The sequence below is a fragment of the Pseudoxanthomonas sp. J35 genome, assembly GCF_000513995.1.
GTDB lineage: Bacteria > Pseudomonadota > Gammaproteobacteria > Xanthomonadales > Xanthomonadaceae > Pseudoxanthomonas.
Genome location: NZ_AZVB01000014.1, coordinates 50,388 through 75,607 on the forward strand (window position 1 = coordinate 50,388; position 25,220 = coordinate 75,607).

Annotated in this window: 25 protein-coding genes; 16 read left to right on the forward strand and 9 right to left on the reverse strand. The window is 70.7% G+C overall.

Translation table 11 applies throughout. The features are described 5' to 3' along the window. The first annotated feature begins 1 nt into the window (after position 1). Both PSEJ35_RS17475 and PSEJ35_RS0110450 read left to right on the forward strand, forming a co-directional pair. On the forward strand, positions 2-565 hold the full coding sequence (locus tag PSEJ35_RS17475) for a hypothetical protein (protein ID WP_028917741.1): 564 nt from the start codon (positions 2-4) through the stop codon (positions 563-565). Positions 566-640: 75 nt separating this feature from the next. Beyond that, on the forward strand, positions 641-1,792 hold the full coding sequence (locus PSEJ35_RS0110450) for a Fic family protein (RefSeq protein ID WP_028917742.1): 1,152 nt from the start codon (positions 641-643) through the stop codon (positions 1,790-1,792). A gap of 146 nt (positions 1,793-1,938) precedes the next feature. Here PSEJ35_RS0110450 and PSEJ35_RS0110455 read toward each other — a convergent pair whose 3' ends face one another. Together PSEJ35_RS0110455 and smpB are read right to left on the reverse strand one after the other, a co-directional pair. Next, a complete protein-coding gene (locus PSEJ35_RS0110455; RefSeq protein ID WP_028917743.1) occupies positions 1,939-2,154 on the reverse strand; it encodes a hypothetical protein in 216 nt (71 codons plus the stop codon). Between the two features lie 295 nt (positions 2,155-2,449). Further along, a complete protein-coding gene (smpB, locus tag PSEJ35_RS0110460) occupies positions 2,450-2,959 on the reverse strand; it encodes an SsrA-binding protein SmpB (RefSeq protein WP_028917744.1) in 510 nt (169 codons plus the stop codon). Positions 2,960-3,004: 45 nt separating this feature from the next. On the opposite strand from smpB, the gene PSEJ35_RS0110465 reads away from it, so the two are divergent. After that, positions 3,005-3,433 (forward strand): type II toxin-antitoxin system RatA family toxin, encoded by a 429-nt coding sequence (locus PSEJ35_RS0110465; RefSeq protein WP_028917745.1) that lies wholly within the window; start codon positions 3,005-3,007, stop codon positions 3,431-3,433. Positions 3,434-3,435: 2 nt separating this feature from the next. After that, complete coding sequence (locus tag PSEJ35_RS0110470) at positions 3,436-3,702, forward strand: RnfH family protein (RefSeq protein WP_198014179.1); 267 nt, start codon at positions 3,436-3,438, stop codon at positions 3,700-3,702. A gap of 3 nt (positions 3,703-3,705) precedes the next feature. On the opposite strand, the gene bamE is transcribed toward PSEJ35_RS0110470, so the two are convergent. Continuing rightward, positions 3,706-4,107, reverse strand: a complete 402-nt coding sequence (bamE, locus tag PSEJ35_RS0110475; RefSeq protein ID WP_028917747.1) for an outer membrane protein assembly factor BamE — start codon at positions 4,105-4,107, stop codon at positions 3,706-3,708. Between the two features lie 105 nt (positions 4,108-4,212). Between bamE and fur the strand changes: the two genes are divergently transcribed. After that, positions 4,213-4,620, forward strand: coding sequence for a ferric iron uptake transcriptional regulator (gene fur, locus PSEJ35_RS0110480; protein WP_028917748.1), 408 nt, complete (start codon positions 4,213-4,215; stop codon positions 4,618-4,620). 45 nt (positions 4,621-4,665) lie between these two features. On the opposite strand, the gene recN is transcribed toward fur, so the two are convergent. Beyond that, positions 4,666-6,399: a DNA repair protein RecN gene (recN, locus tag PSEJ35_RS0110485; RefSeq protein WP_028917749.1), complete on the reverse strand. Its 1,734-nt coding sequence runs from the start codon at positions 6,397-6,399 to the stop codon at positions 4,666-4,668. Positions 6,400-6,531: 132 nt separating this feature from the next. Here recN and hrcA point away from each other — a divergent pair, with 132 nt between their 5' ends. The 6 genes from hrcA (at position 6,532) to PSEJ35_RS0110515 (ending at position 13,646) form a co-directional block, all read left to right on the forward strand. Continuing rightward, complete coding sequence (hrcA, locus tag PSEJ35_RS0110490) at positions 6,532-7,608, forward strand: heat-inducible transcriptional repressor HrcA (protein WP_037083051.1); 1,077 nt, start codon at positions 6,532-6,534, stop codon at positions 7,606-7,608. Positions 7,609-7,677: 69 nt separating this feature from the next. Beyond that, the gene (gene grpE / locus PSEJ35_RS0110495) at positions 7,678-8,190 is read left to right on the forward strand and encodes a nucleotide exchange factor GrpE (RefSeq protein WP_028917751.1); all 513 of its coding nucleotides are present in this window, start codon (positions 7,678-7,680) and stop codon (positions 8,188-8,190) included. A gap of 110 nt (positions 8,191-8,300) precedes the next feature. Further along, positions 8,301-10,229: a molecular chaperone DnaK gene (gene dnaK / locus PSEJ35_RS0110500; protein WP_028917752.1), complete on the forward strand. Its 1,929-nt coding sequence runs from the start codon at positions 8,301-8,303 to the stop codon at positions 10,227-10,229. A gap of 123 nt (positions 10,230-10,352) precedes the next feature. After that, positions 10,353-11,468 (forward strand): molecular chaperone DnaJ, encoded by a 1,116-nt coding sequence (gene dnaJ / locus PSEJ35_RS0110505; RefSeq protein WP_028917753.1) that lies wholly within the window; start codon positions 10,353-10,355, stop codon positions 11,466-11,468. A gap of 136 nt (positions 11,469-11,604) precedes the next feature. Next, entirely contained in the window at positions 11,605-12,513 is a 909-nt protein-coding gene (gene pdxY / locus PSEJ35_RS0110510) for a pyridoxal kinase (protein WP_028917754.1), read from the forward strand. Further along, complete coding sequence (locus PSEJ35_RS0110515) at positions 12,510-13,646, forward strand: prephenate dehydrogenase (RefSeq protein WP_232207633.1); 1,137 nt, start codon at positions 12,510-12,512, stop codon at positions 13,644-13,646. Before pdxY ends, PSEJ35_RS0110515 begins: the two co-directional genes overlap by 4 nt. Positions 13,647-13,650: 4 nt before the next feature. On the opposite strand, the gene PSEJ35_RS0110520 is transcribed toward PSEJ35_RS0110515, so the two are convergent. Continuing rightward, a complete protein-coding gene (locus PSEJ35_RS0110520) occupies positions 13,651-13,842 on the reverse strand; it encodes a hypothetical protein (protein WP_028917756.1) in 192 nt (63 codons plus the stop codon). Positions 13,843-13,967: 125 nt separating this feature from the next. Here PSEJ35_RS0110520 and PSEJ35_RS0110525 point away from each other — a divergent pair, with 125 nt between their 5' ends. Both PSEJ35_RS0110525 and PSEJ35_RS0110530 read left to right on the forward strand, forming a co-directional pair. Then, positions 13,968-15,167, forward strand: coding sequence for a PLP-dependent aminotransferase family protein (locus tag PSEJ35_RS0110525; protein ID WP_028917757.1), 1,200 nt, complete (start codon positions 13,968-13,970; stop codon positions 15,165-15,167). Between the two features lie 63 nt (positions 15,168-15,230). Further along, the gene (locus PSEJ35_RS0110530) at positions 15,231-15,929 is read left to right on the forward strand and encodes an MOSC domain-containing protein (RefSeq protein ID WP_028917758.1); all 699 of its coding nucleotides are present in this window, start codon (positions 15,231-15,233) and stop codon (positions 15,927-15,929) included. A 472-nt stretch (positions 15,930-16,401) separates the two neighbouring features. On the opposite strand, the gene PSEJ35_RS16690 is transcribed toward PSEJ35_RS0110530, so the two are convergent. Genes PSEJ35_RS16690 through PSEJ35_RS0110550 form a run of 4 tightly spaced genes read right to left on the reverse strand, consistent with a single transcriptional unit; the run spans position 16,402 to position 22,650 of the window. Further along, the gene (locus PSEJ35_RS16690) at positions 16,402-18,957 is read right to left on the reverse strand and encodes an EAL domain-containing protein (RefSeq protein ID WP_051412645.1); all 2,556 of its coding nucleotides are present in this window, start codon (positions 18,955-18,957) and stop codon (positions 16,402-16,404) included. Next, positions 18,954-19,847, reverse strand: a complete 894-nt coding sequence (locus tag PSEJ35_RS0110540; protein WP_028917759.1) for a hydroxymethylglutaryl-CoA lyase — start codon at positions 19,845-19,847, stop codon at positions 18,954-18,956. Before PSEJ35_RS0110540 ends, PSEJ35_RS16690 begins: the two co-directional genes overlap by 4 nt. Further along, the gene (locus tag PSEJ35_RS0110545; RefSeq protein ID WP_028917760.1) at positions 19,847-21,853 is read right to left on the reverse strand and encodes a biotin carboxylase N-terminal domain-containing protein; all 2,007 of its coding nucleotides are present in this window, start codon (positions 21,851-21,853) and stop codon (positions 19,847-19,849) included. Before PSEJ35_RS0110545 ends, PSEJ35_RS0110540 begins: the two co-directional genes overlap by 1 nt. A gap of 8 nt (positions 21,854-21,861) precedes the next feature. Beyond that, positions 21,862-22,650 (reverse strand): enoyl-CoA hydratase-related protein, encoded by a 789-nt coding sequence (locus PSEJ35_RS0110550; protein WP_028917761.1) that lies wholly within the window; start codon positions 22,648-22,650, stop codon positions 21,862-21,864. Positions 22,651-22,786: 136 nt separating this feature from the next. On the opposite strand from PSEJ35_RS0110550, the gene PSEJ35_RS0110555 reads away from it, so the two are divergent. The 3 genes from PSEJ35_RS0110555 to PSEJ35_RS0110565 are packed head-to-tail and all read left to right on the forward strand — an operon-like array spanning position 22,787 to position 25,174. Further along, on the forward strand, positions 22,787-23,038 hold the full coding sequence (locus PSEJ35_RS0110555) for a FeoA family protein (RefSeq protein ID WP_028917762.1): 252 nt from the start codon (positions 22,787-22,789) through the stop codon (positions 23,036-23,038). Further along, the gene (locus PSEJ35_RS0110560; protein WP_028917763.1) at positions 23,035-24,894 is read left to right on the forward strand and encodes a ferrous iron transporter B; all 1,860 of its coding nucleotides are present in this window, start codon (positions 23,035-23,037) and stop codon (positions 24,892-24,894) included. The genes PSEJ35_RS0110555 and PSEJ35_RS0110560 overlap by 4 nt, the downstream gene beginning before the upstream one ends. A 7-nt stretch (positions 24,895-24,901) precedes the next feature. Continuing rightward, positions 24,902-25,174, forward strand: a complete 273-nt coding sequence (locus PSEJ35_RS0110565; RefSeq protein ID WP_037083054.1) for a DUF6587 family protein — start codon at positions 24,902-24,904, stop codon at positions 25,172-25,174. Positions 25,175-25,220: the final 46 nt, after the last annotated feature.

The following is a 25,220-nucleotide window of genomic DNA, read 5'->3' on the forward strand; positions in this document are numbered from 1 at the left end:
AATGGCGACGAAGAAAACCACCAAGTCCACACCCAGCTGGAGCGACGTCAAATCCAAGCTGGCCGATTTCGACCGCGCGGGCCTGCTTGGCTTGGTGCAAGACCTGTACACAGCCAGCAAGGACAACAAGGCCTTTCTGCACGCCCGCTTTGGTCTGGGCGATGATCCGCTGGAACCCTACAAGGCCATCATCACGCAGTGGATCAATCCGTCCGACTATCGCAAGCCGCAATCGGTGGCCAAGGCAAAAAAAGCCATCAGCGATTACAAGAAGGCCCTGGGCCTGCCCGAGGGCCTGGCCGAACTCACCGTGTTCTATTGCGAAGAGGTGTTCGACTTCCTGGCCGGATGCGGCATGGACGACGAAAGCTTTTACGATGCGCTGGTGCGGATGTTCGAGCAGGCACTGAAATATGTGCTGGCCTTGCCCACCGCGCAGCAGGCCACATTCATTGCCAGGTTGGACCGGGTGCGCCAACTGGGGCAGGACGTCGGCTGGGGCGTGGGCGATGACTTCGACCATTTCTGGTCGGAAGAGGGTCTGGTGATGCATCGTGATCAATGAAAGACATCTTTAATTCTTGCTATTCAAATTAAAGAATGCTTTAATTTGATCGCGATCTACTAAAGACAGCTTTCAATGACACGCACCACCGGGACCTATTCAATTGCCACGACACTGGGTGAATCGGTGCGCGCATTCGTGCCCCACGCCTTGCCGCCGTCTGACCCTGCCCTCTCACCCGAGGTGTTCACTGACCTCAATCGGCTGGCAGAACTCGCGCTTGCACGTTTGGCGGGCGTGTCTGGCTTGGTGCCTTCGGTCGATTGGCTCTTGTACAGCGCCATCCGCAAGGAAGCCCTGCTCACATCGCAGATTGAGGGTACGCAGGCCACGCTGACCGATCTGTTCGACGAGGAAGCTGGCTTCAAGGTCAGCAACACCGACGACGTGGAAGAAGTGATCAACTACCTGCGCGCTTTCCGCTGGACGCAGGAGCAACTGCGCGATCCGAAAGGGCTGCCCATTAGCGTACGGCTGTTGTGCGAGGCACATCGACGCCTGCTGGATGGGGCTCGCGGCGCAGGCAAACAACCCGGGGAGTTGCGTCGGTCGCAAAACTGGATTGGTGGCACACGGCCCGGCAATGCGGTTTTCGTGCCACCGCCGCCGGAGCACGTTTCAACCCTGCTGGCCGACATGGAGCGCTTCATCCACGACGAAGCGACGGACCTGCCACCGATGGTCAAGGTGGCGCTCATCCACGCGCAGTTTGAAACCATCCATCCGTTTCTTGACGGCAACGGGCGCATTGGCCGCCTCCTGATCGCGGCGCTGTTTGAACACTGGGGGCTGCTGTCGGAGCCTTTGATGTACCTCAGCGGCTACCTCAAACAACACCAAGCTGAGTACTACCGTCGCCTGTCGGCCATCCGCACGGAGGGCGACTGGGAATCCTGGGTGACTTTCTTTCTGGAAGGTGTCGCCACCGCTGCGAGCGACGCCGAAAAAAACATTATCGAGGTCGCCAGTCTTGTGGCCACCGACCGCCGACGCCTTTTGCAATCTGCCAAAGCAGGCCCGGCCAGCTACCGGCTGTTCGAAATGCTACCTATGATGCCGCGCTTCACCATCGAACGCGTTCGCCAGCAACTCGATACCAGTTTCCCTACGGCGACGGCGGCGGTCAAGGTGCTGGAAGAGTTGGGCATCGTGACGGAAATGACCGGGCAGAAGAAAAACCGGAGTTACAGTTACCAGGCCTACATTGAACTGCTCTCTCGGCAATAAACACCCGCAAACCCGCAACACCCCGCGCCAGTGCTCATAAGCTCGGGAGGCCAGTCAGCACATGGTCAACCGTCCGCCACCAATGCCGCAACGACGAAAGGCCGGGAGCGATCCCGGCCTTTTTCGTGTGCGTGTTCCTGCGCCGATCACGGAAACGAGGCGACCAGCTCCAGTTCGCCGGCTTCGTTCTCGGCCTCGATCCGGGTCGGGATGTAGCGCAGGCCGGCGCGGGAATCGGCGATGACGCGGGCGATGGCCATGGCCTGCTCGCGTTCCAGGAACCAGAACGACGGCTTGCCGTTGTCGATCAGGCGCCAGCCGCCATGGGATACGACCAGTTGCAGGGTACTGCTGCTGTGCATCGGTGGCGACCTCCGTTGAAAGTTCCCCGGCCCGGCATCCTGCCGGCGACCTTGTCCGTTGCAGAGCGGTTCCATGTCAATCGTGCAAGCCGTTCTGCCGGGGCCCCGTTAGCTTGCTCGGCGGGAAGGTCAGGGGACAGTCGGCCAACGGCTCGGCCTGGCGTAGGAAAATTCCTACGCAGGCATGCGTGGCCGGAACCGCGAGCCGGGCGCGTTCGTGTACACGCGGGGCCTCCCCGCGGCGTGGCGCAGGCGTGGGATCGGCGGAAAGGGGCGATGCGCGGGGAAAGCGGAATCAGGCGTCCTTGTTGTGCCGGCGCATGGCGCGCTGCTTCTCGCGCTGCCAGTCGCGTTCCTTGGCGGTGTCGCGCTTGTCGTGTTCCTTCTTGCCCTTGGCCAGGGCGATCTCGACCTTGACCTTGTTGCCGCTCCAGTACATCGCGGTGGGCACCAGGGTGTAGCCGTCGCGCTGCACGCGGCCGATCAGCTTGTCGATCTCGTGACGGTGCAGCAGCAGCTTGCGCGTGCGCCGGTCGTTGGCGATGACATGGGTCGAGGCCTGGATCAGCGGGGTGATCTGCGCGCCGACCAGGTAGATCTCGCCGTCCTCGACGTAGGCGTAGCCGTCGGTGAGGTTGGCGCGTCCGGCACGGATCGCCTTCACCTCCCAGCCCTGCAGCGCCAGCCCGGCCTCGACCCGTTCGACCAGGTGGTACTCGTGCCGCGCGCGCTTGTTCAGGGCGATGGTGCGGTTGGCCGGCTCGCGCCGGGCCTTTGCCTTATCATTGGACGGCTTCTTGCTCATTCCGCCATTGTCGCCCAATCCGGGCTTCCGGACACGCTCCACCCCATGCCCAGCATCCACCGCAGCGCCCTCGTCGCGCACCCGTCATCGCGCATGTTCGACCTGGTGAACGACGTGGCGGCCTATCCGCGGCGCTTTTCCTGGTGCGAACAGGCGCAGGTCCTGGAGCAGGGCGAGGACCGCATGGTCGCGCGCCTGGATCTGGGTCTGGGCTCGCTGCGGACCTGGTTCACCACCGAGAACCGGCTGGTGCGGCCCACGCGGATCGACATGCAGCTGCGCGACGGGCCATTCCGCCGCCTGCACGGGGTGTGGGAGTTCCATGCGCTGGACGAGTCGGCGTGCAAGGTCTCGCTGACCCTGGACTTCGAGGCGAACTCGCGCCTGCTCGGGCCGGTGTTCGCGCTGGGCATGCAGGGGCTGGCCGACCGCATGGTCGACGACTTCGTGCGCGTGGCCGACCGCGAGGCCTGAGCGTGATCCGGGTGCAGGTCGTGCTCGCCTGGCCGCACCGGTTCCTGCAGCGCGAGGTGCTGCTGGAGGAGGGCGCCTGCGTGGCCGACGCGGTGCGCGCGGCGGCGCTGGGCCACGACGACGAGGTGGCCGGGCTGGCGGTGTTCGGTGCGGCGGCGGCGCCTTCGACGCCTCTGCGGGACGGGGACCGGGTGGAGCTGCTCAGGCCGCTGCAGCTGGACCCGAAGGAAGCGCGGCGCCGGCGCGCGCAGCGCCAGCGCGGCGGCTGAGGATCAGCGCCGGCGCTTGTCCTTTTCCTTGGCCAGGTTCGGGCCGAACTGCTTGTACGCCTTGCGCGACAGCTCCAGGTCCTGCTCCGGGAAGTAGTCGCCTTCCCAGCGCACCAGCGCGTCGTTTTCGAAGTACAGGGTCAGGGTCCTGCCTTCGACGGTGCCGCGGCGGTTGGTGCGCTCGGTGGCGGCGTAGTCCCAGCGCTGGGCGTGGAACGGGTCCCGGATCGACGGCGTGCCGAGCAGGCCGGCGACCTGCTGCTTGCTCAGGCCCGGGCGCAGCTGGTCCACGGCTTCCTTCTCCATCAGGTTGCCCTGGTAGATCGGCTGCTTGTAGAGGATGCCGCAACCGGTCACGGCGAGGGTCAGGGGAGCGATCAGCAGCAGGCGTCGGAAGCTTGGCATTGCAGGCACGCGGGACGGAAAGTCGGCCGATGATACACTCCCGGCGCACCCTGGGGCCGGCTGCGGGGGATTGGCGGTAAACCGGCAGTGAACGAGGAGGAGAAGATGGAATCGAACGACCTGCGCCGCGTCGGGCTGAAGGTGACCCACCCGCGCATGCGCATCCTCGAACTGCTGGAAGAAAAACAGCCGCAGCACCACCTGACCGCCGAGGACATCTACCGCCGCCTGCTGGAGAACGGCGACGAGATCGGCCTGGCCACGGTCTACCGGGTCCTGACCCAGTTCGAGGCCGCCGGGCTGGTGATCAAGCACAACTTCGAGGGCGGCCAGGCGATGTACGAGCTGGACCGCGGCGGCCACCACGACCACATGGTGGACGTGGACACCGGCAAGATCATCGAGTTCGAGAGCCCGGAGATCGAGCAGCTGCAGCGCGAGATCGCCGCCCGCCACGGCTACGAGCTGGAAGAGCACTCGCTGGTGCTCTACGTGCGCAAGAAGCGGCGCTGAGCCGCGCGGCCGCGGGGCGGCCGCTTCCCGACATCGGATGACCGCTCAGCGGGTGCCGGTACGGCGCTGGCGCCGGCCGGTGGCCGTGTCCGCCGCCGCGGCCTCGTCCGCGGCCACCGCCGCATCCAGCAGCCGGCGCGCCGCGGCATGGGCCTCGGCGCCGATCTCCACGCCGCCGAGCATGCGCGCCAGTTCCAGTTCGCGCCCGGGGTCGTCCAGCAGCTCCACCGCGCTGCGGGTGATGCCTTCCACCGGCGCCTTGCTGACCCGGTAGTGGGCATGGCCCTGCGCGGCCACCTGCGGCAGGTGGGTCACGCACAGCACCTGGCGGGCCCGGCCGAGCGCGCGCAGCTTGCGGCCGACGATCTCGGCCACGGCGCCACCGATGCCCGAATCGACCTCGTCGAAGACCATGGTCGGCACCGCGTCCGAGCCCAGCGCGGCGACCTCGATCGCCAGCGAGATGCGCGACAGTTCGCCGCCCGAAGCCACCTTGCGCAACGGCCGCGGCGGCTGGCCGGCGTTGGCCGCGACCAGGAACTCGACCCGCTCGGCGCCGTTGGGGTCGGGCCGGCGGGCCTCGACCGGCTCCAGCTCGACCAGGAAGCGGCCACCGCCCATGCCCAGCTCGTCGATGATCGCGGTGGTAGCGGCGGCCAGCGTCTCGCCGGCGGCGCGCCGGGTGACGCCGAGCGCGTCGGCGGCAGCCTGCCAGGCCGCGGCGGCGGCGGCGATCTCGCCGTCGAGCTGGTCCAGGCGCTCGCCGGCGCCGCGCAGCTTCTGCAGCTCGGCGGCGATGCCGTCGCGGTGCGCCGCCAGCCCGGTTACCGGCAGGCGGTGCTTGCGCGCCAGGTCGTGGATCCGGCCGAGGCGCCGTTCCAGCTCCTCGAAGCGGGCCGGGTCCAGCTCCAGGTCGTCGCGGATCCGGCCGACGAGGGCCAGGGCTTCCTCCAGCTGCACCGCCGCGCCCTCGAGCAGGGCGTCGGCCTCGCCCAGGCGCGGTTCGTGCCCGGCGGCGCGGGACAGGCCGGCGCGGGCCTGCTGCAGCTGCCGCGACAGCGAGGGGCCGTCGTCGCCGCCGAGGCGGGCAAGGGCGTCGTCGCAGGCGGCGATCAGGCCGGCGGCATTGGCCTGGCGGCGGTGGGCGGCGTCCAGCGCCTCCAGCGCGGCCGGGTCCAGGTCCTCCCGTTCCAGTTCGGCCAGCTGGTGTTCGAGCCAGCCGATCCGGTCGGAGACGTCGCCCTGCGCCTGCAACGCCTCGCGCTCGTCCAGCAGCGCCTGCCAGGCCGCAGCGGCGGCGCGCACCCGGGCGCGCTCGGCGTCGTTGCGGGCATGGGCATCGAGCAGGGCCAGCTGGCTGGCGCGGGAGAGCAGGGACTGGTGTTCGTGCTGGCCATGGATCTCGACCAGCAACCCGGCCAGTTCGGTGAGCTGGGCGAGGGTGACCGGGCGGCCGTTGATCCAGGCGCGCGAACCGCCGTCGGCGCGGATCACCCGGCGCAGCTGGCACTGGCCGTCCTCGTCCAGCTCGTTGCCGCGCAGCCACTCGCGCGCGGCCGGGTTGCCGGACAGGTCGAAGTCGGCGGACAGCTCGGCGCGCTCGCAGCCGTGGCGGACCACCCCGCTGTCGGCGCGCAGGCCGGAGAGGAAGCCGAGGGCGTCCACCAGCAGCGACTTGCCGGCGCCGGTTTCGCCGGAGATCACGGTCATGCCCGGCCCGAACTCCAGTTCGGTGGCGCGGACGACGGCAAAGTCCTTCAGGGCGAGATGGGTCAGCATGGCGGCATTGTAGGGGCGGCATGGGTGGGCGCGAACCGTCGCCCCGCGAGCATCGCCGGGCGCCGTCGCGCAGGCTGAGATGCGACCTCCGGCCGGCTTGCAAAGGTGCCGGGCGGCCGCTATCTATCGGCCATGATCGCCCAGCCGTCCCCGCCGATACCCCCGCTGGACCCGCGCGCGCGGCAGCTGCTGCGCACCCTGATCGAGCGCTACATCCGCGACGGCGAACCGGTCGGCTCGCAGACCCTGGCCAGGCTGTCGGGGCTGGACGTGAGCCCGGCCACGATCCGCAACATCCTCGCCGACCTGGAGGACAGCGGCCTGCTCAGCTCGCCGCACGCGTCGGCCGGGCGGGTGCCGACCGCGCAGGGCTACCGGGTGTTCGTCGACAGCCTGCTGCAGGTCAAGTCGCTGGGCGAGCGCGAGCTGGCCCGGCTGCGCGCCGAGCTGACCGCCGGCACGCCCGGCACCCAGGCCCTGCTGGGCAACACCTCCGAGCTGCTGTCGGCGATGACCCATTTCGTCGGCGTGGTCAGCGCGCCGCAGCGCGGCCAGTTCGCCTTCCGCCAGATCGACTTCGTGCCGCTGGGTGGGCGCCGGGTACTGGCCATCGTGGTGTTCGCCGATGGCGAGGTGCAGAACCGGGTGATCGAGCCGCAGCGGGTGTTCGAACCGGCCGAGCTGGAACGGGTCGCCAACTACCTCAACGCCCACTGCAGCGGCCGCCCGCTGGCGCAGATCCGGGCCATGCTGCTGGACGAGCTGCGCCAGGCCCGCGACGAGATGGAGCAGCTGCTGTCGCAGTCGGTGGAGCTGGCCGCGCAGGCGCTGGAACCACCGGACGAGGACATGGTCGTGGCCGGCCAGACGCGGCTGATGGGGCTGCAGGACCTGTCCGACCTGGAGCGGTTGCGCGAACTGTTCGAGGCCTTCGCCCGCAAGCGCGAGATCCTGCAGCTGCTCGAGCGCACCCAGCGCGCCCCCGGGGTGCGCATCTTCATCGGCGAGGAAACCGGCCTGGTCCCGCTGGAGGGCATCTCGGTGGTCGCCGCCCCGTACGCGGCCGGCGGCCAGGTGCTGGGCGTGCTGGGCGTGATCGGCCCGACCCGGATGGCCTACGACAAGGTGATCCCGGTGGTCCAGGCCACCGCCGACCTGCTCGGTTCGGCGTTGCAGGTTCCCGGCGAGGATCCCGAATCCCTGCCTTGAATCGTCCCGGCCCGGCCCCCATAGGGTCGGAATAGGCGGCCGGGAGCGCCGCCAGGGAGCCCAATCAGCATGACCGAAGACCAGAACACGCCCCCCGCCGACAACGCCGAGGCCAGCCTGGAAGCCCAGCTGCGCGACCAGATCGAGGCGCTGCGCGGGGAGCTGGAGCAGCTGCGCGCCGATTCCCTGCGCGAGCGCGCCGACCTGGAGAACCAGCGCAAGCGCGTGGCCCGCGACATCGAGATGGCCCGCCGCTTCGCCAACGAGAAGCTGCTGGCCGAGCTGCTGCCGGTGTTCGACAGCCTCGATGCCGGCCTGGCCGCCGCCGGCGACCAGCCCAGCCCGCTGCGCGACGGCCTCGAGCTGACCCTGCGCCAGCTGCTGAAGGTGGCCAACGACAACGGCCTGACCGTGGTCGATCCGCTGGGCCAGCCGTTCAATCCCGAGCACCACCAGGCCATCAGCCAGGCTGATCCGGGCGATGCCGCGCCGGGCAGCGTGCTGCAGGTGTTCCAGAAGGGCTACCTGCTGAACGAGCGCCTGCTGCGCCCGGCCCTGGTCGTGGTCGCGCGCCACGACTGACCGGTCCCCGCCGCCGCGACGCCTACTTGAACGGCGCCGGCGGGACCCTATCTAGCGAACAGGGCCGACGCAGACCGGCCGGAAAAATTTCCCCGAGGGAGCAAAGACACATGAGCAAGATCATCGGCATCGACCTGGGCACCACGAACTCGTGCGTGGCGATCATGGAGGGCGGCAAGGCCCGCGTGATCGAGAACGCCGAGGGCGACCGCACCACCCCGTCGATCGTCGCCTACACCAAGGACGGCGAGGTGCTGGTCGGCGCCCCGGCCAAGCGCCAGGCGGTCACCAACCCGAAGAACACCTTCTACGCGGTGAAGCGCCTGATCGGCCGCAAGTTCACCGACGCCGAGGTGCAGAAGGACATCGACCTGGTGCCGTATGCCATCGTCCAGCACGACAACGGCGACGCCTGGGTGGCCACCTCCGACGGCCGCAAGATGGCCCCGCAGGAGATCTCGGCCAAGGTCCTGGAGAAGATGAAGAAGACCGCTGAGGCCTTCCTGGGCGAGACGGTCACCGAGGCGGTGATCACCGTCCCGGCGTACTTCAACGACAGCCAGCGCCAGGCGACCAAGGACGCCGGCCGCATCGCCGGCCTGGACGTCAAGCGCATCATCAACGAGCCGACCGCGGCGGCCCTGGCCTACGGCCTGGACAAGGCCGGCGGCGACCGCAAGATCGTCGTCTACGACCTGGGCGGCGGCACCTTCGACGTGTCGATCATCGAGATCGCCGAAGTCGACGGCGAGAAGCAGTTCGAGGTGCTGGCCACCAACGGCGACACCTTCCTCGGCGGCGAGGACTTCGACAAGCGCGTCATCGACTACCTGGTCGAGGAGTTCCAGAAGGACCAGGGCATCGACCTGCGCAAGGACCCGCTGGCCCTGCAGCGCCTGAAGGACGCGGCCGAGCGCGCCAAGATCGAGCTGTCCAGCGCGCAGCAGACCGAGGTCAACCTGCCGTACATCACCGCCGACGCGACCGGTCCGAAGCACCTGACCATCAAGCTGACCCGGGCCAAGCTCGAGGCGCTGGTCGACGACCTGGTCCGCAAGACCATCGAGCCGTGCCGCACCGCGCTGAAGGACGCCGGCCTGCGCGCCAGCGACATCGGCGAGGTGATCCTGGTCGGCGGCCAGACCCGCATGCCGAAGGTGCAGCAGGCCGTGGCCGAGTTCTTCGGCAAGGAGCCGCGCAAGGACGTCAATCCGGACGAGGCCGTGGCGCTGGGCGCCGCGATCCAGGGCGGCGTGCTGGCCGGCGACGTCAAGGACGTGCTGCTGCTGGACGTGACCCCGCTGAGCCTGGGCATCGAGACCCTGGGCGGCGTGATGACCAAGATCATCGAGAAGAACACCACGATCCCGACCAAGGCCTCGCAGGTGTTCTCCACCGCCGAGGACAACCAGTCGGCGGTGACCGTGCACGTGCTGCAGGGCGAGCGCGAGCAGGCCCGCTACAACAAGTCGCTGGCCAAGTTCGACCTGACCGGCATCGAGCCGGCGCCGCGCGGCATGCCGCAGATCGAGGTGTCCTTCGACATCGACGCCAACGGCATCCTGCACGTGTCGGCCAAGGACAAGAAGACCGGCAAGGAGCAGAAGGTCGAGATCAAGGCCGGTTCGGGCCTGTCCGAGGAGGAGATCCAGCGGATGGTCGCCGACGCCGAGGCGCACCGCGAGGAGGACCGCAAGTTCCACGAGCTGGTGCAGGCGCGCAACCAGGCCGACAGCCTGGTCCATGCCACCCGCAGCGCCATCACCGAGCACGGCAGCAAGGTGCCCGGCGACGTGATCGGCCGGGTCGAGGCCGCCATCGCCGAGCTGGAGACCGCGCTCAAGGGCGACGACAAGGCCCAGATCGAGGCCAAGTCGAAGGCCCTGGAGGAGGCCGGCCAGTCGTTGTACGCCGCGGCCGCGGCCGCCGCGCAGGGCGCCGATGCCGGTGCCGCCGGCGCCGCTGGCAGCACCGGTGGCGCGCAGGACGACGTGGTCGACGCCGAGTTCACCGAAGTCAAGGACGACAAGAAGTCGTGATTGGTGATTGGTGATTCGTGATTGGAAGGAGCGGGGCCTGGCCCCGCTCTTTCCTCACGGATCGCCTTGGCCTGAAACCGCCTTTTCGAATCACCAGTAACGAATCACGAATCCCGGCCTCCAATGAAACGCGACTACTACGAAGTCCTCGGCGTGTCCCGCACCGCCAGCGACGAGGAGCTGAAGAAGGCTTACCGCCGCTGCGCGATGAAGCACCATCCGGACCGCAACCCGGGCGATGCCCAGGCCGAGGCCCTGTTCAAGGAGTGCAAGGAGGCCTACGAGGTCCTGTCGGACCCGGCCCGGCGCCGTGCCTACGACGCGCACGGCCACGTCGCGTTCGAACACGGCATGGGCGGTGGCGGCCCGGCCCCGGACATGGGCGACATCTTCGGCGACATCTTCGGGACCATCTTCGGCGGCGCCGGGCAGCGCGCCGCACGCCGCGGCGCCGACATCGGCTACGTGATGGAGCTGGACCTGGAGGAGGCCGTCGCCGGCATCGAGAAGCGCATCGAGATTCCGACGCTCGCCGAATGCCACCACTGCCGCGGCAGCGGTTCGGAGGACGGCAAGATCGACACCTGCGGCACCTGCCTCGGGCGCGGCCAGGTCCGCTTCCAGCGCGGCATCTTCACCATGCAGCAGACCTGCCCGGATTGTGGCGGCCGCGGCCAGTCGATCAGCAACCCGTGCAAGCACTGCCACGGCGCCGGCCGCATCGAGGACGAGAAGATCCTGTCGGTGAAGATCCCCGCCGGCGTGGACAGCGGCGACCGCATCCGCCTGCAGGGCGAGGGCGAGGCCGGCCCGCCGGGAACCCCGCCGGGCGATCTGTACGTGGAAGTGCGCGTGCGCGAGCACGCGATCTTCCGCCGCGACGGCGACGACCTGCACTGCGAGGTGCCGATCCGCATCTCCCAGGCGGCGCTGGGCGACGTGGTCAACGTGCCCACGCTCGACGGCGAGGCGGAGATCCGCATCCCCGCCGAGACCCAGACCGGCAAGGTCTTCCGCCTGCGCGGCAAGGGCGTCCGTTCGGTGCGCAGCCGCGCGCCGGGCGACCTGTACTGCCGCGTCGTGGTCGAGACCCCGGTCAACCTCACCGCCGAGCAGCGCGAGCTGCTGGAGAAGTTCGAGGCCACCTTCACCGGCGAGGAGGGCCGCCGGCATTCGCCGCGTTCGGCCACCTTCCTCGACGGGGTCAAGTCGTTCTGGGACCGGATGACCTCGTCCTGACATCCGCGCCGCGCGTTCCTGCGGGATTCCGCGGGAAATGCGCCGGAACCGGCATGGTTCCGTTGCACCTGAAACGCTGCGCGCCGCCCACCGGGCGGCGCGTTAGCATGTGGCGTTTCCCCGCAGCACCCACCGCATGAGCGACGCACTGGAAAGCCACCTGGTCCACGAACGCCGCAACCGCCCGCAGGGACCGCTGCCGGTGGACCTGGTCTCGGTGCAGTCGCAGCTGGCCTACGGCCATGCCGGCAACAGTTCGGCGGTGCCGGTGCTGCGCATGCTTGGCGTGCGCGTGGTCGAGGTGCCGACCACGCTGTTCAGCAACACGCCTTTCTACGCGACCCTGCGCGGCCGCGTGCTGCCCTCCGACTGGGTCGCCGACCTGCTGCGCGGCCTGGACGAGCGCGACGTCACCGCGCGCGTGCCGATGCTGCTGTCGGGCTATTTCGGCAGCGTCGCCAACGGCGAGGTCTTCGCCGGGTGGCTCGAACGCCACCACGCCGCCGGCGCCGCGCCGCGCTACCTGCTCGATCCGGTGATCGGCGACACCCACACCGGCCCCTATGTCGAACCGGGACTGGAGAAGGTGTTCGTCGAACGGCTGCTGCCGCTGGCGTGGATGGTCACGCCCAACGCCTTCGAACTCGGGCGCCTGGCCGGCATGCCCGCGCTGCACGAGCCGGATGCGCTGCGCGCGGCCCGCGCGCTGCTCGACCGCGGCCCGGAATGGGTGCTGGCGCACAGCGTCGCCGGCGAGGGCGACGGGCTGGTGACATTGCTGGTCGGCCGCGAAGGTGCGTGGCGCCTGCATTCGCCGCGCCTGGACGTGGACGTGGCCGGCACCGGCGACGTGCTCTCGGCGCTGATGGCCACCTTCCTGCTGCGCGGCGACTCTCCGGTGCGGGCCGCCGAACGGGCGCTCGCCGGCTGCCACGCCACCCTGGAATCGACCCTGGCCCACGGCTGGGAAGAACTGGACGTGCTGGCCGCGCCGGCCGCCGCGCTTGCGGACGGCGCACCGCGTTTCCCGGCGGAGGCGCTGTGAGCGCAACCCCGGTGCGGCCGCCGGGCGCGCCAGTTATCGGCGTGGTCGGCAGCGCCGGCGCCTATGGCGTCTGGCTGCGCCGCTTCTTCGAGGAATGCATGGGCCTGCGCGTGCTCGGCCACGATCCGGCCGATCCGCAAAGCGATCCGTCGGAGCGGCTGCTCGACGAGGCCGAGGTGCTGGTGTTCGCCGCGCCGATCCGTCACACCCCCGCATTGATCGCCGACTACGCGGCGCGTTCGGCCGGGCGCGAACGCGGCCGGCTGTGGCTGGACATCACCTCGCTCAAACAGGCGCCGGTGGAGGCGATGCTGGCCTCGCAGGCCGAGGTCGTCGGCCTGCACCCGATGACGGCGCCGCTGAAGACGCCGACCCTGAAGGGCAGGGTGGTGGTGGTCTGCGAGGCGCGCCTGGATGCGTGGCGGCCCTGGCTGCAGCACCTGCTGGACGCGCTGCAGGGCGAATACGTGCGCACCACGCCCGCCCACCACGACCGGGTCATGGCGGCGGTGCAGGCGATGGTGCATGCCGCGCACCTGGGCCAGGCCGGCGCGCTGCGGGGCCTGGCCGCGGAACTGGGCGGGCCGGCGGCGCTGATGCCGTTCCGTTCGGTGGCCTTCGAGATGGACGCGGCGGTGATCGCACGGATCCTGGCGCTGAACCCGGAGATCTACGAGGACATCCAGTTCGGCAACCCGCACGCCGGCGAGGCGCTGGCGCGGCTGGGCGAGGAGATCGAGCGCATGCGGGCGCTGGTGTCGCGTGGCGACGAAGGCGCCCGCGCCGAGTTCCGCCGCCACTTCCTCGACGCCAACCGCGAGGCCTGGGGCGAGACGGCAACCGCCGAGGGCAGCTACACCTTCGAGCGCGTCGGCTACCTGCTGGCCGACCTCACCGAGACCCGGCGCCTGAGCGTGCACCTGCCCGAGGACCGGGCCGGCTCGCTGCGCGCGCTGCTGGCCGTGTTCGAGGCGCGGGGGATCAGCCTGTCCTCGATCCATTCCTCGCGTACCCCGGCCGGCGAGGTGCATTTCCGCATCGGCTTCGACGCCGGCGCGGACGTGGCCCGCCTGCGCGCGGCCGCCGAGGAGATCGACCGCAGCGGGGTGGGGCGGGTGCTGGAACGCCCCTGAAGGCTCAGTCGGCGGTCAGCACCAGGGTGCCGTCGGCCACGGCGAAGCGGTTGTCCTTGCGCACCAGGCGCTGGCCGTCGGACAGCTCGTAGCGCAGCGCCGGCTTGCCGTCCGGACCGCCGTGCTCGTCGTGGAATTCCAGGATGATGTAGGCGTTGCCGTCGTTGCCGGTGGCGGGGAACTGGCGGAATGACATGGGGCCTCCTGTGAGGGGGCGCCCCTTGCGGGCGCAGGCTTCCATTATTCGGGCCGTTCCTTAAGCAGCGGTTGCCGGCCCGTGAAGGTTCCGTGCAGGGCGGCGCGGGCGGCTACAATGGAGCCATGACTACCCAATACACCCTGTCCCGTCGCGCCCAGGCGCTCACCAGCTCGGCCATCCGCGAGATCCTGAAGGTTACCGAGCGTCCCGAGGTCATCTCCTTCGCCGGCGGGCTGCCGTCCCCGGCCACCTTCCCGGTCGAGCGCATGCGCGAGGCGACGGAGAAGGTGCTGCGCGAGGCGCCGCAGGCGGCGCTGCAGTACGGCCCGACCGAGGGCTTTACCCCCTTGCGCGAGTGGATCGCCGAACGCCTCAGCCGCGGCGGCGCGCGGATCCCGGCCTCGCGGGTGCTGATCACCACCGGTTCGCAGCAGGGCCTGGACCTGCTGGGCAAGGTGCTGATCGACGAAGGCAGCAAGGTGCTGGTGGAAACCCCCAGCTACCTCGGCGCGCTGCAGGCGTTCTCGCTGTTCGCGCCGCAGTTCGCCTCGCTGCCCAGCGACGGGCAGGGCATCGTCACCGACGCGATCTCGCCGGAGCAGCTGGGCGGCGCGCGCTTCCTGTACTGCCTGCCGAACTTCCAGAATCCGACCGGCCGGCGCATGCCGCTGGAACGCCGCAAGGCCCTGGTCGAGCTGGCCGCGAGGGCCGGCGTGCCGGTGGTCGAGGACGATCCGTACGGCGAGCTGTCCTACGGTGGCGAGGCGCTGCCGAGCCTGCTGTCGATGAACCCGGACGGCGTGATCTACATGGGCTCGTTCTCCAAGGTGCTGGCCCCGGGCCTGCGCCTGGGCTATGTGGTCGCCCCGGAAGAGGTGCACGCGAAGATGGTCCAGGCCAAGCAGGCCGCCGACCTGCACACCCCGTCGTTCTCGCAGCGCATCGTCTACGAGGCGGTGCAGGACGGCTTCATCGACCAGCACATCCCGCAGATCCGCACCCTGTACGCGGCGCAGTGCCAGCGCATGCTGGAGGCGCTGCAGCGCGAGTTCCCGGCAGAAGTGACCTGGAACCGCCCGGAAGGCGGCATGTTCATCTGGGTCAACCTGCCCAGGGGCCTGGACAGCGGCAAGCTGCTGGCCAAGGCGATCGAGCGCAACGTGGCCTTCGTGCCGGGCGCGCCGTTCTACGCGGTGGATCCGCAGAGCAACACCCTGCGCCTGTCGTTCGTGACCGTGCCGGGCGAGAAGATCGACGCCGGCGTGAAGATCCTCGGCGAGCTGCTCAAGGCCGAGATCGCGGCGCTGCCAGCCGCGGCCTGACCGCTCGATGAGGGCGGCGCGACGCCAGGAAACCGGCGGGGCGCCGCCTGCCCGGGAGGCGCGGTGACCCCGCGCCCACTGGCCCGCATCGAGGCGGTGCTGGCTGGCCGGGCGGTGGATTACACCCGGCCCGGCAGCCGCAGTGCGATCGCCAAGCGACCCGTCGCCGGACCGGTAGCCGTCGGCCCCGAAGGCCTCGAGGGCGACGAGCAGGGCGACCGCCGCGTCCACGGCGGTCCCGACAAGGCCATCCACCATTACCCGCGCGACCACTACGCGAACTGGCGTGGCGAGATCGGCGCGCACCCGCTGCTCGAGGCGCCCGGTGCCTTTGGCGAGAACATCAGCACCACCGGCGTCACCGAAGCCGACCTGTGCCTGGGCGACCGCCTGCGCCTGGGCGCGGCCGTGGTCGAGGTCTCGCAGGGTCGCCAGCCGTGCTGGAAGCTGTCCGACCGTTTCGGCGTGCCGGACATGGCCCGGCGCGTCCAGGACAGCGGCCGCAGCGGCTGGTACTACCGCGTGCTTGGACCGGGTCTGGTGGCCGCGGGCGACGACCTGGTGCTGCTCGAGCGTCCGTTCCCGGAGTGGCCGCTGACCCGGCTGGGCGAGCTGCTGTACCGGCGCACGCTGGACCGGAGCGAGCTGGGAGCGGCGCTGCAGCTGCCGCTGGTGCCATCCTGGCGCAACGTATTCGCGCGCCGGCTGGAACGCGCCGAAACCGAGAGCTGGGACTCACGGCTCGGCGGCCCATCGCGCTGAACTGGGGTTCCCGGCCGGGCAGCGTGCACGCGAAAAGCAGCGGGGCAAGCCCCGCTCTACGAAGCGTTGCGCTCCCAAAGCCCTCAAGGGAGAGGGGAAGAAGAGAACGGAGCCGCGACCTCCAAGCGCCGAAAGACGCGGTAGTGCGGGGGGTATCCGGCAAGCAGGCCATGGATGGCCTGCGCTCGCGCGTTGGAGCCAGGGATGGCGGAACCGCGCGATGCGGGATACCCCCGCACTACCGCGGCTCCGTCCGAAGCCGATCACGCCATCAGGCGGCAGCGATCCAGGCACACAATTGGATCGTGCCGACGCGCCAGACCTTTCCAGCGTCCCGCTTCATTGCCAGCGCGGACGCGGAACCGCGCGATGCGCCATGCCCCTTGCGGCCGCGGCTCCGTGCGAGCCAATCACTCCAAGCATCCGGTCGCAGCGTTGCTCCAGCAAGCGGACGCTTCAAGCCACGCCCGCCTCAGCGCCGCTGCGCCATCCGCCTTGCCAGCTCGTCCGGGGGCAGGCCCGGGGCGAACAGGAAGCCCTGGCCGACCGGCACGCCCAGTTCGAGCAGGAAGCGCCGCTGCGCCTCCTGTTCCACGCCCTCGGCGACCAGACCCAGGCCCAGGCTGCGCGCGATCGCGCTGACCGCCTCGCACACCGCCACGTCCGAACGGTTCTCAGGCACGCCCTCGACGAACAGCTGGCTCAGCTTGAGCCCGTGGATCGGCAGCCGCCGCAGGTAGTTCAGCGCGCTGTAGCCCTCGCCGAAATCGTCGATGGTCAGAACCACGCCCATCCGCCGCAGCTCGGCGAAGATGCGCAGCGTCGCCGGCGCGTCCTCGATCAGCACCCGCTCGGTGAACTCCAGTTCCAGCGCCGAACCGGGCAGGTCGAACTCCTGCAGGGTCTCGCCGACCTTCACCGCCAGGTCCTCGCCGACGAACTGACGGTAGGACACGTTGATCGCCACCCGTACCACGCCCAGCCCCTGTTCCTGCCACTCGCGCGCCTGCCGGCAGGCCTCGCGCAACACCCAGTCGCCGATGCGGACGATGTCGCCGGTGGTCTCGGCATGGCCGATGAACAGGTCCGGACGCAGCTCGCCCAGCTGGTGGCTCTGCCAGCGGATCAGCGCCTCGCTGGCGACGATCCGGCCGTCGCGCAGGTTCACCTGCGGCTGGTAGACCAGGCGGAACTCGTTGTTGTCCAGCGCCCGGCGCAGCTGGGTCTCGATCTGCAGGCGATCCTGCTGCTTCTGCGCCAGGTCCGGGGTGAACACCTGCCAGCCGTTGCGCGCGCGCCGCTTGCAGTCGTACATCGCCGTGTCGGCGTTCTGGATCAGCTGCTGCGGCCGGCTGCCATGCTCGGGCGCGTAGGCGATGCCGATGCTGGCGCTGATCGTGAACTCGTCCTCGCCGAACAGGAACGGCACCGACAGCGCATGCAGGATCGCCTCGGCCAGGCGCGGCACCTGCTCGCGCTCGCTGCCGTCGCACAGCACCAGGAACTCGTCGCTGCCGAAGCGCGCCAGCAGGCCCTCGGTGCCGATGGCGTGGGCGATGCGCTGGCCGGTGCGCACCAGCAGGTCGTCGCCGGCGCCGTGGCCGAGCACGTCGTTGACCGTCTTGAAGCGGTCCAGGTCGATGTACAGCACCGCCACCTCGGCCTCGGACGGCTCGCGCAGGCGCGCGTCCAGTTCGCCGAGGATGGCGTCGCGGTTGAGGATGCCGGTCAGCGGGTCGGTGCGCGCCTGGATGCGCAGAGTTTCCTCGGCCTGCTTGCGCTCGGTGATGTCCTGCATGGTGCCGGTGATGCGCGGGGCGGCGTGGTTGCCAGGCTCGACCTCGCCGATCATGCGGATCCAGAACGCGTGGCCGTCGCCGCGCACGCCCTGCAGCTCCAGGTCGAAGCCGTCGCGGGTCAGGAACACCCGCTCCAGCGCCGCCTCCACCCGGTACCGGCCGCCGCCGCGCAGGCGCGCGAGCAGGTCGTCCATGGTGTGGCGCCCGGGTTCCAGGCCGACGATGCGCAGCGCCTCGTCGGTCAGGTACAGGCGCTGGCGGCCGCGGTCCCATTCCCAGCCGCCGATGTGGGCCAGCGACTGCGCGCGGTCGAACAGGGTGTTGTCGCGCTTGAGGTCGGTGATGTCGCTGAACAGCACGAACACGTGGTCGGCCTCGGCGCGCCCGGAGGAGAACACCGGCACCGTGGTCGCCGAGATCCAGACCATGCGGTCGCTGGGCAGGTGGTGCAGGCCGATGGTGGTGGAAGGCACGATCTGCCCGCTGCGCAGCGCGCGCTGCGGCGGCCATTCCGACTCCGGCAGCACCCGGCCGTGCTCGTCGAGGATGGCCCACTGCCGCGCGTTCGACGGCCCGTTGAGGTCGCTTTCGAGGTTGGCGCCGAGGATGCGGTGCGCGGCCGGGTTCGCCGACAGCAGGCGGAAGTTGCGGTCCAGCAGCAGCACGCCCTTGTCGATCGACTCCACCAGCAGGCGGTAGCGAGACTCGGCCTGCCAGCGCCCGGACAGGTCGCGCGCCACCGCGACGATGCAACGGCGCCCGCCATGCATGAACCCGGCCGAGTGCACCTCCACCGGGAAGCGGCTGCCGTCGCCGCGCATGTTGGTCACTTCGATGACGTAGGTCTCGCCGCGGTTGAGCGATTCCCATACCGGCTTGAGGTGGTCCGGTGGCAGGTCCGGGTTGAGCACCTCGATCGGCTGGCCGACGATTTCGCTGCGCGGCCGGCCGTAGGCGCGCACGCCGGCGCGGTTGAGGTCCAGCACGATGCCGGTCTCGCTGAGGATGCTGACCGGGTCGGGCACCGCGTCGAACAGGGCGTGGTAACGCAGGCGCGCCGATTCGCCTTCGGCCAGCGCGTCGTGCAGGGCGTCGCGGGCCTGCTGCAGCAGCTCGCGGATGTCGGGGGACAGGGTGCGGCCGGCCAGGGCCGCATCGAGCGCGGCCAAAACCGCCTCCGGCTCCGCGCGCTGCGCGGCCTCGGAAGCGGCCTGGCCGGCGGCGTTCATGCGCCTTCCAGGGCCCGCCCGACCTTGCTGCCGGTATGCCGCCCCAGCCGCGAGGCCAGCCAGCGGCCGGTGTCGGCCAGCGCATCCAGGTCGATGCCGGTGTCGATGCCCATGCCGTGCAGCATATACACCAGGTCCTCGCTGGCAACATTGCCGCTGGCACCGCGGGCGTAGGGACAGCCGCCGGTGCCGGCCACCGCCGAGTCGGCCACGCGCACGCCGGCCTCGACGCAGGCGGCGACGTTGGCCAGCGCCTGGCCGTAGGTGTCGTGGAAGTGCACGGCCAGCGCCTGCATCGGCACCTCCGCCGCCACCGCCTGCAGCATCGCCCGCGCCTTGCGCGGGGTGCCCACGCCGATGGTGTCGCCCAGCGAGATCTCGTAGCAGCCCAGCGCGTGCAGGCGGCGCGCGACGCGGACCACGTCGGCCAGCGGCACCTCGCCCTGGTAGGGGCAGCCGAGCACGGTGGAGACGTAGCCGCGCACGCGCACGCCGTCGGCGCGGGCGCGCGCCAGCACCGGCTCGAAGCGGGCGATCGATTCGTCGATCGAGGCGTTGGTGTTGCGCCGGTTGAACGACTCCGAGGCGGCGGTGAACACCGCCACTTCGTCGGCGCCGGCGGCGCGGGCGCGCTCGTAGCCCTGTTCGTTCGGCACCAGCACCGGATAGCTGACGCCGGGGCGGCGCTGGATCCCGGCCATCACCTCGGCCGCGTCGGCCAGCTGCGGCACCCACTTCGGGCTGACGAAGCTGGTGGCCTCGATGCTGCGCAGGCCGGTGGCGGACAGGCGGTCGACCAGCTCGATCTTGTCGGCGGTGGCGACCATCGCCGGTTCGTTCTGCAGCCCGTCGCGCGGGCCGACCTCGACGATGCGGACGAAGTCGGCCATCACGCCTCCGCCGCGGCCACGACCGCGAGCACCGCGTCGGCCTCGACGAAATCGCCCGCGGCCGCGCGCAGCTCGGCGATGACGCCGTCGCGCGGGGCACGCACCGTCAGCTCCATCTTCATCGCCTCCATCACCAGCAGTTCGGCGCCGGCTTCCACCGCCTGGTCCTGCTGCACCTTCACCAGCACCACCCGGCCCGGCATCGGCGCCAGTACGCGGCCGTCGCCGCCGCTGCCTGCGGCATCCCGGCCACGCTCGGCCGGCAGCCAGCGCAGCGACAGGCGGCGCTGGCCGTCGTGCAGTTCCACCGTGTCCCCGTCGAAGTGGCAGCCCCACTGGCGACCCTGTCCGTCCATACGCAATTGCAGGCGGTCGCCGGCCAGGCGGGCACCGGCCACCTCGTGGCCGGTCTCGCCAGCGCGGACCTGCCAGTCGCCGCCATGGCCGGTCGCCGCCAGCTCGTGCACTGCGCTGCCGGCCTGCAGCCGCAGGCGGCGCGGGGCGCGGCCGTGCAGGCGCCAGCCGTCGGCCAGGTGCCAGGGCGAGGTCGGGTCGCCGCTGGCGGCGGCGCGCTCGGTCTCCCGGCCCTGTTCGCGCAGGAGCAGGGCGACCGCACCGGCCGCCAGGGCTTCGCCGGGGACGGCCTGGTCGCCAGCGAGGAACTCGTCCACGTGGCGGTCCAGGTAGCCGGTGTCGATCCGGCCCTCGACCACCGCCGGATGCCGGGCCAGCGCCTCCAGGAAGGCGAGGTTGGTCTTCGGCCCGGCCACGTGGCACTGCGCCAGCGCTTCGCGCAACCGCGACAGCGCGCGCGGCCGGTCGGCGTCGTGGACGATGAGCTTGGCGATCATCGGGTCGTAGTGCACGGTCACCGTATCGCCGGCTTCCACGCCGGCGTCCAGGCGGACCTGCGGGGAGGCTTCCGGCAGCGCCAGCGCGCGCAGGGTGCCCGAAGCCGGCAGGAAGCCGGCGTCCGGATCCTCGGCGTACAGCCGCACCTCGATCGCGTGGCCATTGCGCGGGATCCCGTCCTGCTCCAGCGGCAGGGGCTCGCCGGCGGCCACGCGCAGCTGCCATTCGACCAGGTCCAGCCCGGTGACCATCTCGGTGACCGGGTGCTCGACCTGCAGGCGGCTGTTGATCTCCATGAAGTAGAACCCGCCGTCGCCATCGACGATGAACTCGACGGTGCCGGCGTTGACGTAGCCGATCGCGCGCGCCGCGGCGACCGCGGCCTCGCCCATGGCCGCGCGCAGCTGCGGGGTGACAAAGGGCGAGGGCGATTCCTCCAGCACCTTCTGGTAGCGGCGCTGCGCCGAGCATTCGCGCTCGTTGAGGTGGATCACGTTGCCGTGGCTGTCGCCGAACACCTGCACCTCGATGTGGCGCGGCGAGGTCACATAGCGTTCCAGCAGCACGCGGTCGTTGCCGAAGGCGTTACGCGCCTCGCGCTGGCAGCTCTCCAGCGCGGCCATGAAGTCGTCCAGGCGGTGGACCACGCGCATGCCCTTGCCGCCGCCGCCATGGGCGGCCTTGACCATCAGCGGGAAGCCGGTGCGCGCCGCCTCGGTGGCCAGCGTATCCGGCGCCTGGTCCTCGCCGGTGTAGCCGGGCACTACCGGCACGCCGGCGGCGGCCATCAGCTGCTTGGCCCCGGCCTTGCTGCCCAGCTTGCGCATGGCCGCGGCCGGCGGGCCGATGAACACCAGGCCCGCCGCGGCTACCGCCTCGGCGAAGCCGGCATTCTCGGAGAGGAAGCCGTAACCCGGATGGATGGCCTGGGCGCCGCTGCGCAGCGCCGCCTCGATCACCCGCTCGCCGCGCAGGTAGCTGTCGCCGGGCGCGGCGCCGCCGATGTAGTGGGCCTCGTCGGCCAGGCGCACGTGCAGGGCGCCGGCGTCGGCTTCGGAATACACGGCCACGGTGGCGATGCCCAGCCGGCGGCAGGTACGGATGACGCGGCAGGCGATCTCGCCGCGGTTTGCGATGAGGATGCGTTCGAACATGGAGTGGATCAGTCCTGTGCCCAGCGCGGTTCGCGCTTGTCGAGGAAGGCGCCGAGGCCTTCCTGGCCTTCCGGCGAGACGCGCAGGCGCGCGATCAGCGCGGCGTTGGCCTCGTCGAGGGTGGCGGTGTCGCCGGCGTGGTGCGCAACGCGGCGGACCAGTTCCTTGGCGCCGGCGGCGGCGAGCGGACCGGCGCGGCACAGCAGGGCGACCTGCCTGGCCACGGCTTCGTCCAGCGCCCCAGGCTCCACGACTTCGTGCAGCAGGCCCAGGCGCTGCGCGGTCTGCGCGTCGAAGGCCTCGGCGCTGGCGAACCAGCGCCGCGCCTGGCGCGCGCCGATGGCCGCGATCACGTACGGGGAGATCACTGCCGGCAGCAGGCCGAGCCGGCTCTCGGTCAGGCCGAAGCGGGCCTGCGGGGTACCGATGGCGATGTCGCAGCAGGCCACCAGGCCGACGCCGCCGCCGAAGGCCGGGCCGTGGACGCGGGCCAGGGTGGGGCGGGGCAGCTCGTCCAGGGTGCGCATCAGCCGGGCCAGGGCGAGGGCGTCCTCGCGGTTTTCCTGTTCGCTGGCGGCGGCCATGCCGCGCATCCACTGCAGGTCGGCGCCGGCGGAGAAGGAGGCGCCTTCGCCTTCCAGCACCACCACCCGCACCGCCTGGTCGCTGGCGGCCGCTTCCAGGGCCCGGGTGAGGCTGGCGATCAGCCCGGCGTCGAACGCGTTGTGCAGGTTCGGCCGGTTCATGCGCAGGCGCAGCACGGGCCCGGCGCGTTTGACCAGTAGCGGTTCCGCCATGGGGATTCCTGTCCGATTCCAGCGCCGGATGATAGCCGTGGCGCCCGTGGCGGCCATGACGCAGCGCGGCGCGGGGAGCGGCCACGGCGCGTGGTCGGTGCTAGAATTGAGAACAGTTCTTGATACCGGATCCATCGTGACGCTGTCCGAGCTGCCGCCACGCACCCCTGTCATCGTCGAGTCCGTGGAGGACCGCCAGCCCAACGATCCCGTCGCACGACGCCTGCGCGAGCTCGGCTTCGTCGCCGGCGAGCCGGTCCAGGTCGTGGCCCGCGGCCCGTTCGGCGCCGAGCCGCTGCTGGTGCAGGTCGGCAACACCCGCTTCGCGCTGCGCCGGATCGAGGCGGCGCGGGTGCGCGTGGTCCCCGCGACCGGGGAGGCGGCATGAGCGCCCAGGCCGAAACGCTGCGCCTGGCCCTGCTGGGCAACCCGAACTGCGGCAAGACCGCGCTGTTCAACCAGCTCACCGGCAGCCGGCAGAAGGTCGCCAACTACGCCGGCGTCACCGTCGAGCGCAAGGAAGGCCGCCTGGTCTCGCCGTCCGGCCGCAGCTACGCGGTGCTGGACCTGCCCGGGGCCTACAGCCTCAACCCGGCCAGCCTGGACGAGGCGATCACCCGCGACCTGTGCCGCGGCTTCTACCCGGGCGAGGCGGCCCCGGACGTGCTGGTCTGCGTGGTCGACGCCACCAACCTGCGCCTGCACCTGCGCTTCGTGCTCGAGGTGCGGCAGATGGGCAAGCCGATGATCGTCGCCCTGAACATGAGCGACGCGGCGGCCCGCCGCGGCATCGTGATCGACCGCGCCGGTCTGGAGCGCGAACTGGGCGTGCCGGTGGTGGAGACCGTGGCGGTGCGCCGCAACGGCGCCCGCGCCCTGCTGGAGCTGATCGACCGGGTGGCGGCCAATCCGCATCCGCCGGCCGTGCAGCTGCCCGCCGATGCCGACCTGCATGCCGAAACCCGCCGCCTGCTGGCCGCCACCGTGTCCATGCCGGCGCGCACCGCCAGGATCGACGACGCGCTGGACCGCTGGTTGCTGCATCCGTTCTTCGGCCTGCTGACCCTGGCCGTGGTGATGTTCCTGATCTTCCAGGCGGTGTACGCCTGGGCCACGCCGGTGATGGACCTGATCGACGCCGGCACCGCCGCGCTTGGCGAATGGGTCGGCAGCCGCATGGCCGAAGGTCCGCTGGCCAGCCTGCTGGTCGACGGCATCATCGCCGGCCTCGGCGGGGTGATCGTGTTCCTGCCGCAGATCCTGGTGCTGTTCGCCTTCATCCTGGCGCTGGAGGAATCCGGCTACCTGCCGCGCGCGGCGTTCCTGCTGGACCGGATGATGGCCGGCGCCGGCCTGTCCGGGCGCTCGTTCATCCCGCTGCTGTCGTCCTTCGCCTGCGCGATCCCCGGGATCATGGCCACGCGCAGCATCCAGGACCCGCGCGACCGCCTGGCCACGATCCTGGTGGCGCCGTTGATGACCTGCTCGGCGCGGCTGCCGGTGTACGCGCTGCTGATCGGCGCCTTCATCCCCTCGCGCGAGGTCTGGGGCGGGTTCAACCTGCAGGGCCTGGTGCTGTTCGGCCTGTACATGGCCGGCATCCTCAGTGCGCTGGCGGTGTCGTGGGTGATGAAGAAGTGGCGCCGCGACAAGGGCGAGCATCCGCTGATGCTGGAACTGCCCTCGTACCGCCTGCCGAACCCGCGCGACCTGCTGATCGGCCTGTGGGAACGCGCGCTGATCTTCCTCAAGCGCGTCGGCGGCATCATCTTCGCCCTGACCGTGCTGCTGTGGGTGCTGCTGACCTTCCCGGCGCCGCCGCCGGACGCGACCCTGCCGGCGATCGACTACAGCCTGGCCGGCCGCATCGGCCATGCGCTGACCGCGGTGTTCGCGCCGCTGGGCTTCAACTGGCAGATCTGCATCGCGCTGATCCCCGGCCTGGCCGCGCGCGAAGTGGCGGTGTCCTCGCTGGCCACCGTATACGCCCTGTCGGCCGCCGACGACGAGGCCGCCGCGCAGGCGCTGAGCCCGGTGATCTCCGACGGCTGGTCGCTGGCCACCGGCCTGGCCCTGCTCGTCTGGTTCATCTACGCGCCGCAGTGCATCGCCACCTGGGCGGCGATCAAGCGCGAGACCGGCTCGTGGAAGACCATGGCGGTCGCGGCCGGCTACCTGTTCGCGCTGGCCTACCTGGCCTCGATGCTGACCTACCAGGTCGCCGTGCGCCTGGGGGCGGGTTGAGGCCGCCATGACCCTCGACCTGCCCATCGCCCTGCAGTACGTGATCGTCGCGGCGGTGGTGCTGGTGGCGCTGTGGATCTTCGTCAAGAAGCAGCTGCCCGGGCCGCTGCGCAAGGCACGCATCGCCTTGGCCACGCCGCTGGTGCGCGACGGCCGTCCGGCGTGGATGCGCGCGCTGGCGCGGCGCATCGCGCCCCCCTCGAAGGGCGGGGCCGGCGGTTCCGCCTGCGGCGGCTGCGACAACAGCAGCCAGTGCGGGCCGGAGCCGAAGAAGCACTAGGCGCCTGGGCTTGACCGGCGGCGGCAGGACGATGCGCCGCGTGGCC

What these genes read in the sequence shown, in the direction of transcription:
- PSEJ35_RS16690 (WP_051412645.1), bottom strand. Translation starts at nt 18,957, where the DNA reads ATGAACGCCGCCGGCCAGGCCGCTTCCGAGGCCGCGCAGCGCGCGGAG.
- PSEJ35_RS0110525 (WP_028917757.1), top strand. Translation starts at nt 13,968, where the DNA reads ATGACTACCCAATACACCCTGTCCCGTCGCGCCCAGGCGCTCACCAGC.
- bamE (WP_028917747.1), bottom strand. Translation starts at nt 4,107, where the DNA reads ATGCCAAGCTTCCGACGCCTGCTGCTGATCGCTCCCCTGACCCTCGCC.
- PSEJ35_RS0110565 (WP_037083054.1), top strand. Translation starts at nt 24,902, where the DNA reads ATGACCCTCGACCTGCCCATCGCCCTGCAGTACGTGATCGTCGCGGCG.
- grpE (WP_028917751.1), top strand. Translation starts at nt 7,678, where the DNA reads ATGACCGAAGACCAGAACACGCCCCCCGCCGACAACGCCGAGGCCAGC.
- PSEJ35_RS0110465 (WP_028917745.1), top strand. Translation starts at nt 3,005, where the DNA reads ATGCCCAGCATCCACCGCAGCGCCCTCGTCGCGCACCCGTCATCGCGC.
- dnaJ (WP_028917753.1), top strand. Translation starts at nt 10,353, where the DNA reads ATGAAACGCGACTACTACGAAGTCCTCGGCGTGTCCCGCACCGCCAGC.
- hrcA (WP_037083051.1), top strand. Translation starts at nt 6,532, where the DNA reads ATGATCGCCCAGCCGTCCCCGCCGATACCCCCGCTGGACCCGCGCGCG.
- PSEJ35_RS0110455 (WP_028917743.1), bottom strand. Translation starts at nt 2,154, where the DNA reads ATGCACAGCAGCAGTACCCTGCAACTGGTCGTATCCCATGGCGGCTGG.
- PSEJ35_RS0110545 (WP_028917760.1), bottom strand. Translation starts at nt 21,853, where the DNA reads ATGTTCGAACGCATCCTCATCGCAAACCGCGGCGAGATCGCCTGCCGC.
- PSEJ35_RS0110550 (WP_028917761.1), bottom strand. Translation starts at nt 22,650, where the DNA reads ATGGCGGAACCGCTACTGGTCAAACGCGCCGGGCCCGTGCTGCGCCTG.
- recN (WP_028917749.1), bottom strand. Translation starts at nt 6,399, where the DNA reads ATGCTGACCCATCTCGCCCTGAAGGACTTTGCCGTCGTCCGCGCCACC.
- PSEJ35_RS0110520 (WP_028917756.1), bottom strand. Translation starts at nt 13,842, where the DNA reads ATGTCATTCCGCCAGTTCCCCGCCACCGGCAACGACGGCAACGCCTAC.
- PSEJ35_RS0110450 (WP_028917742.1), top strand. Translation starts at nt 641, where the DNA reads ATGACACGCACCACCGGGACCTATTCAATTGCCACGACACTGGGTGAA.
- smpB (WP_028917744.1), bottom strand. Translation starts at nt 2,959, where the DNA reads ATGAGCAAGAAGCCGTCCAATGATAAGGCAAAGGCCCGGCGCGAGCCG.
- PSEJ35_RS0110560 (WP_028917763.1), top strand. Translation starts at nt 23,035, where the DNA reads ATGAGCGCCCAGGCCGAAACGCTGCGCCTGGCCCTGCTGGGCAACCCG.
- pdxY (WP_028917754.1), top strand. Translation starts at nt 11,605, where the DNA reads ATGAGCGACGCACTGGAAAGCCACCTGGTCCACGAACGCCGCAACCGC.
- dnaK (WP_028917752.1), top strand. Translation starts at nt 8,301, where the DNA reads ATGAGCAAGATCATCGGCATCGACCTGGGCACCACGAACTCGTGCGTG.
- PSEJ35_RS0110540 (WP_028917759.1), bottom strand. Translation starts at nt 19,847, where the DNA reads ATGGCCGACTTCGTCCGCATCGTCGAGGTCGGCCCGCGCGACGGGCTG.
- fur (WP_028917748.1), top strand. Translation starts at nt 4,213, where the DNA reads ATGGAATCGAACGACCTGCGCCGCGTCGGGCTGAAGGTGACCCACCCG.
- PSEJ35_RS17475 (WP_028917741.1), top strand. Translation starts at nt 2, where the DNA reads ATGGCGACGAAGAAAACCACCAAGTCCACACCCAGCTGGAGCGACGTC.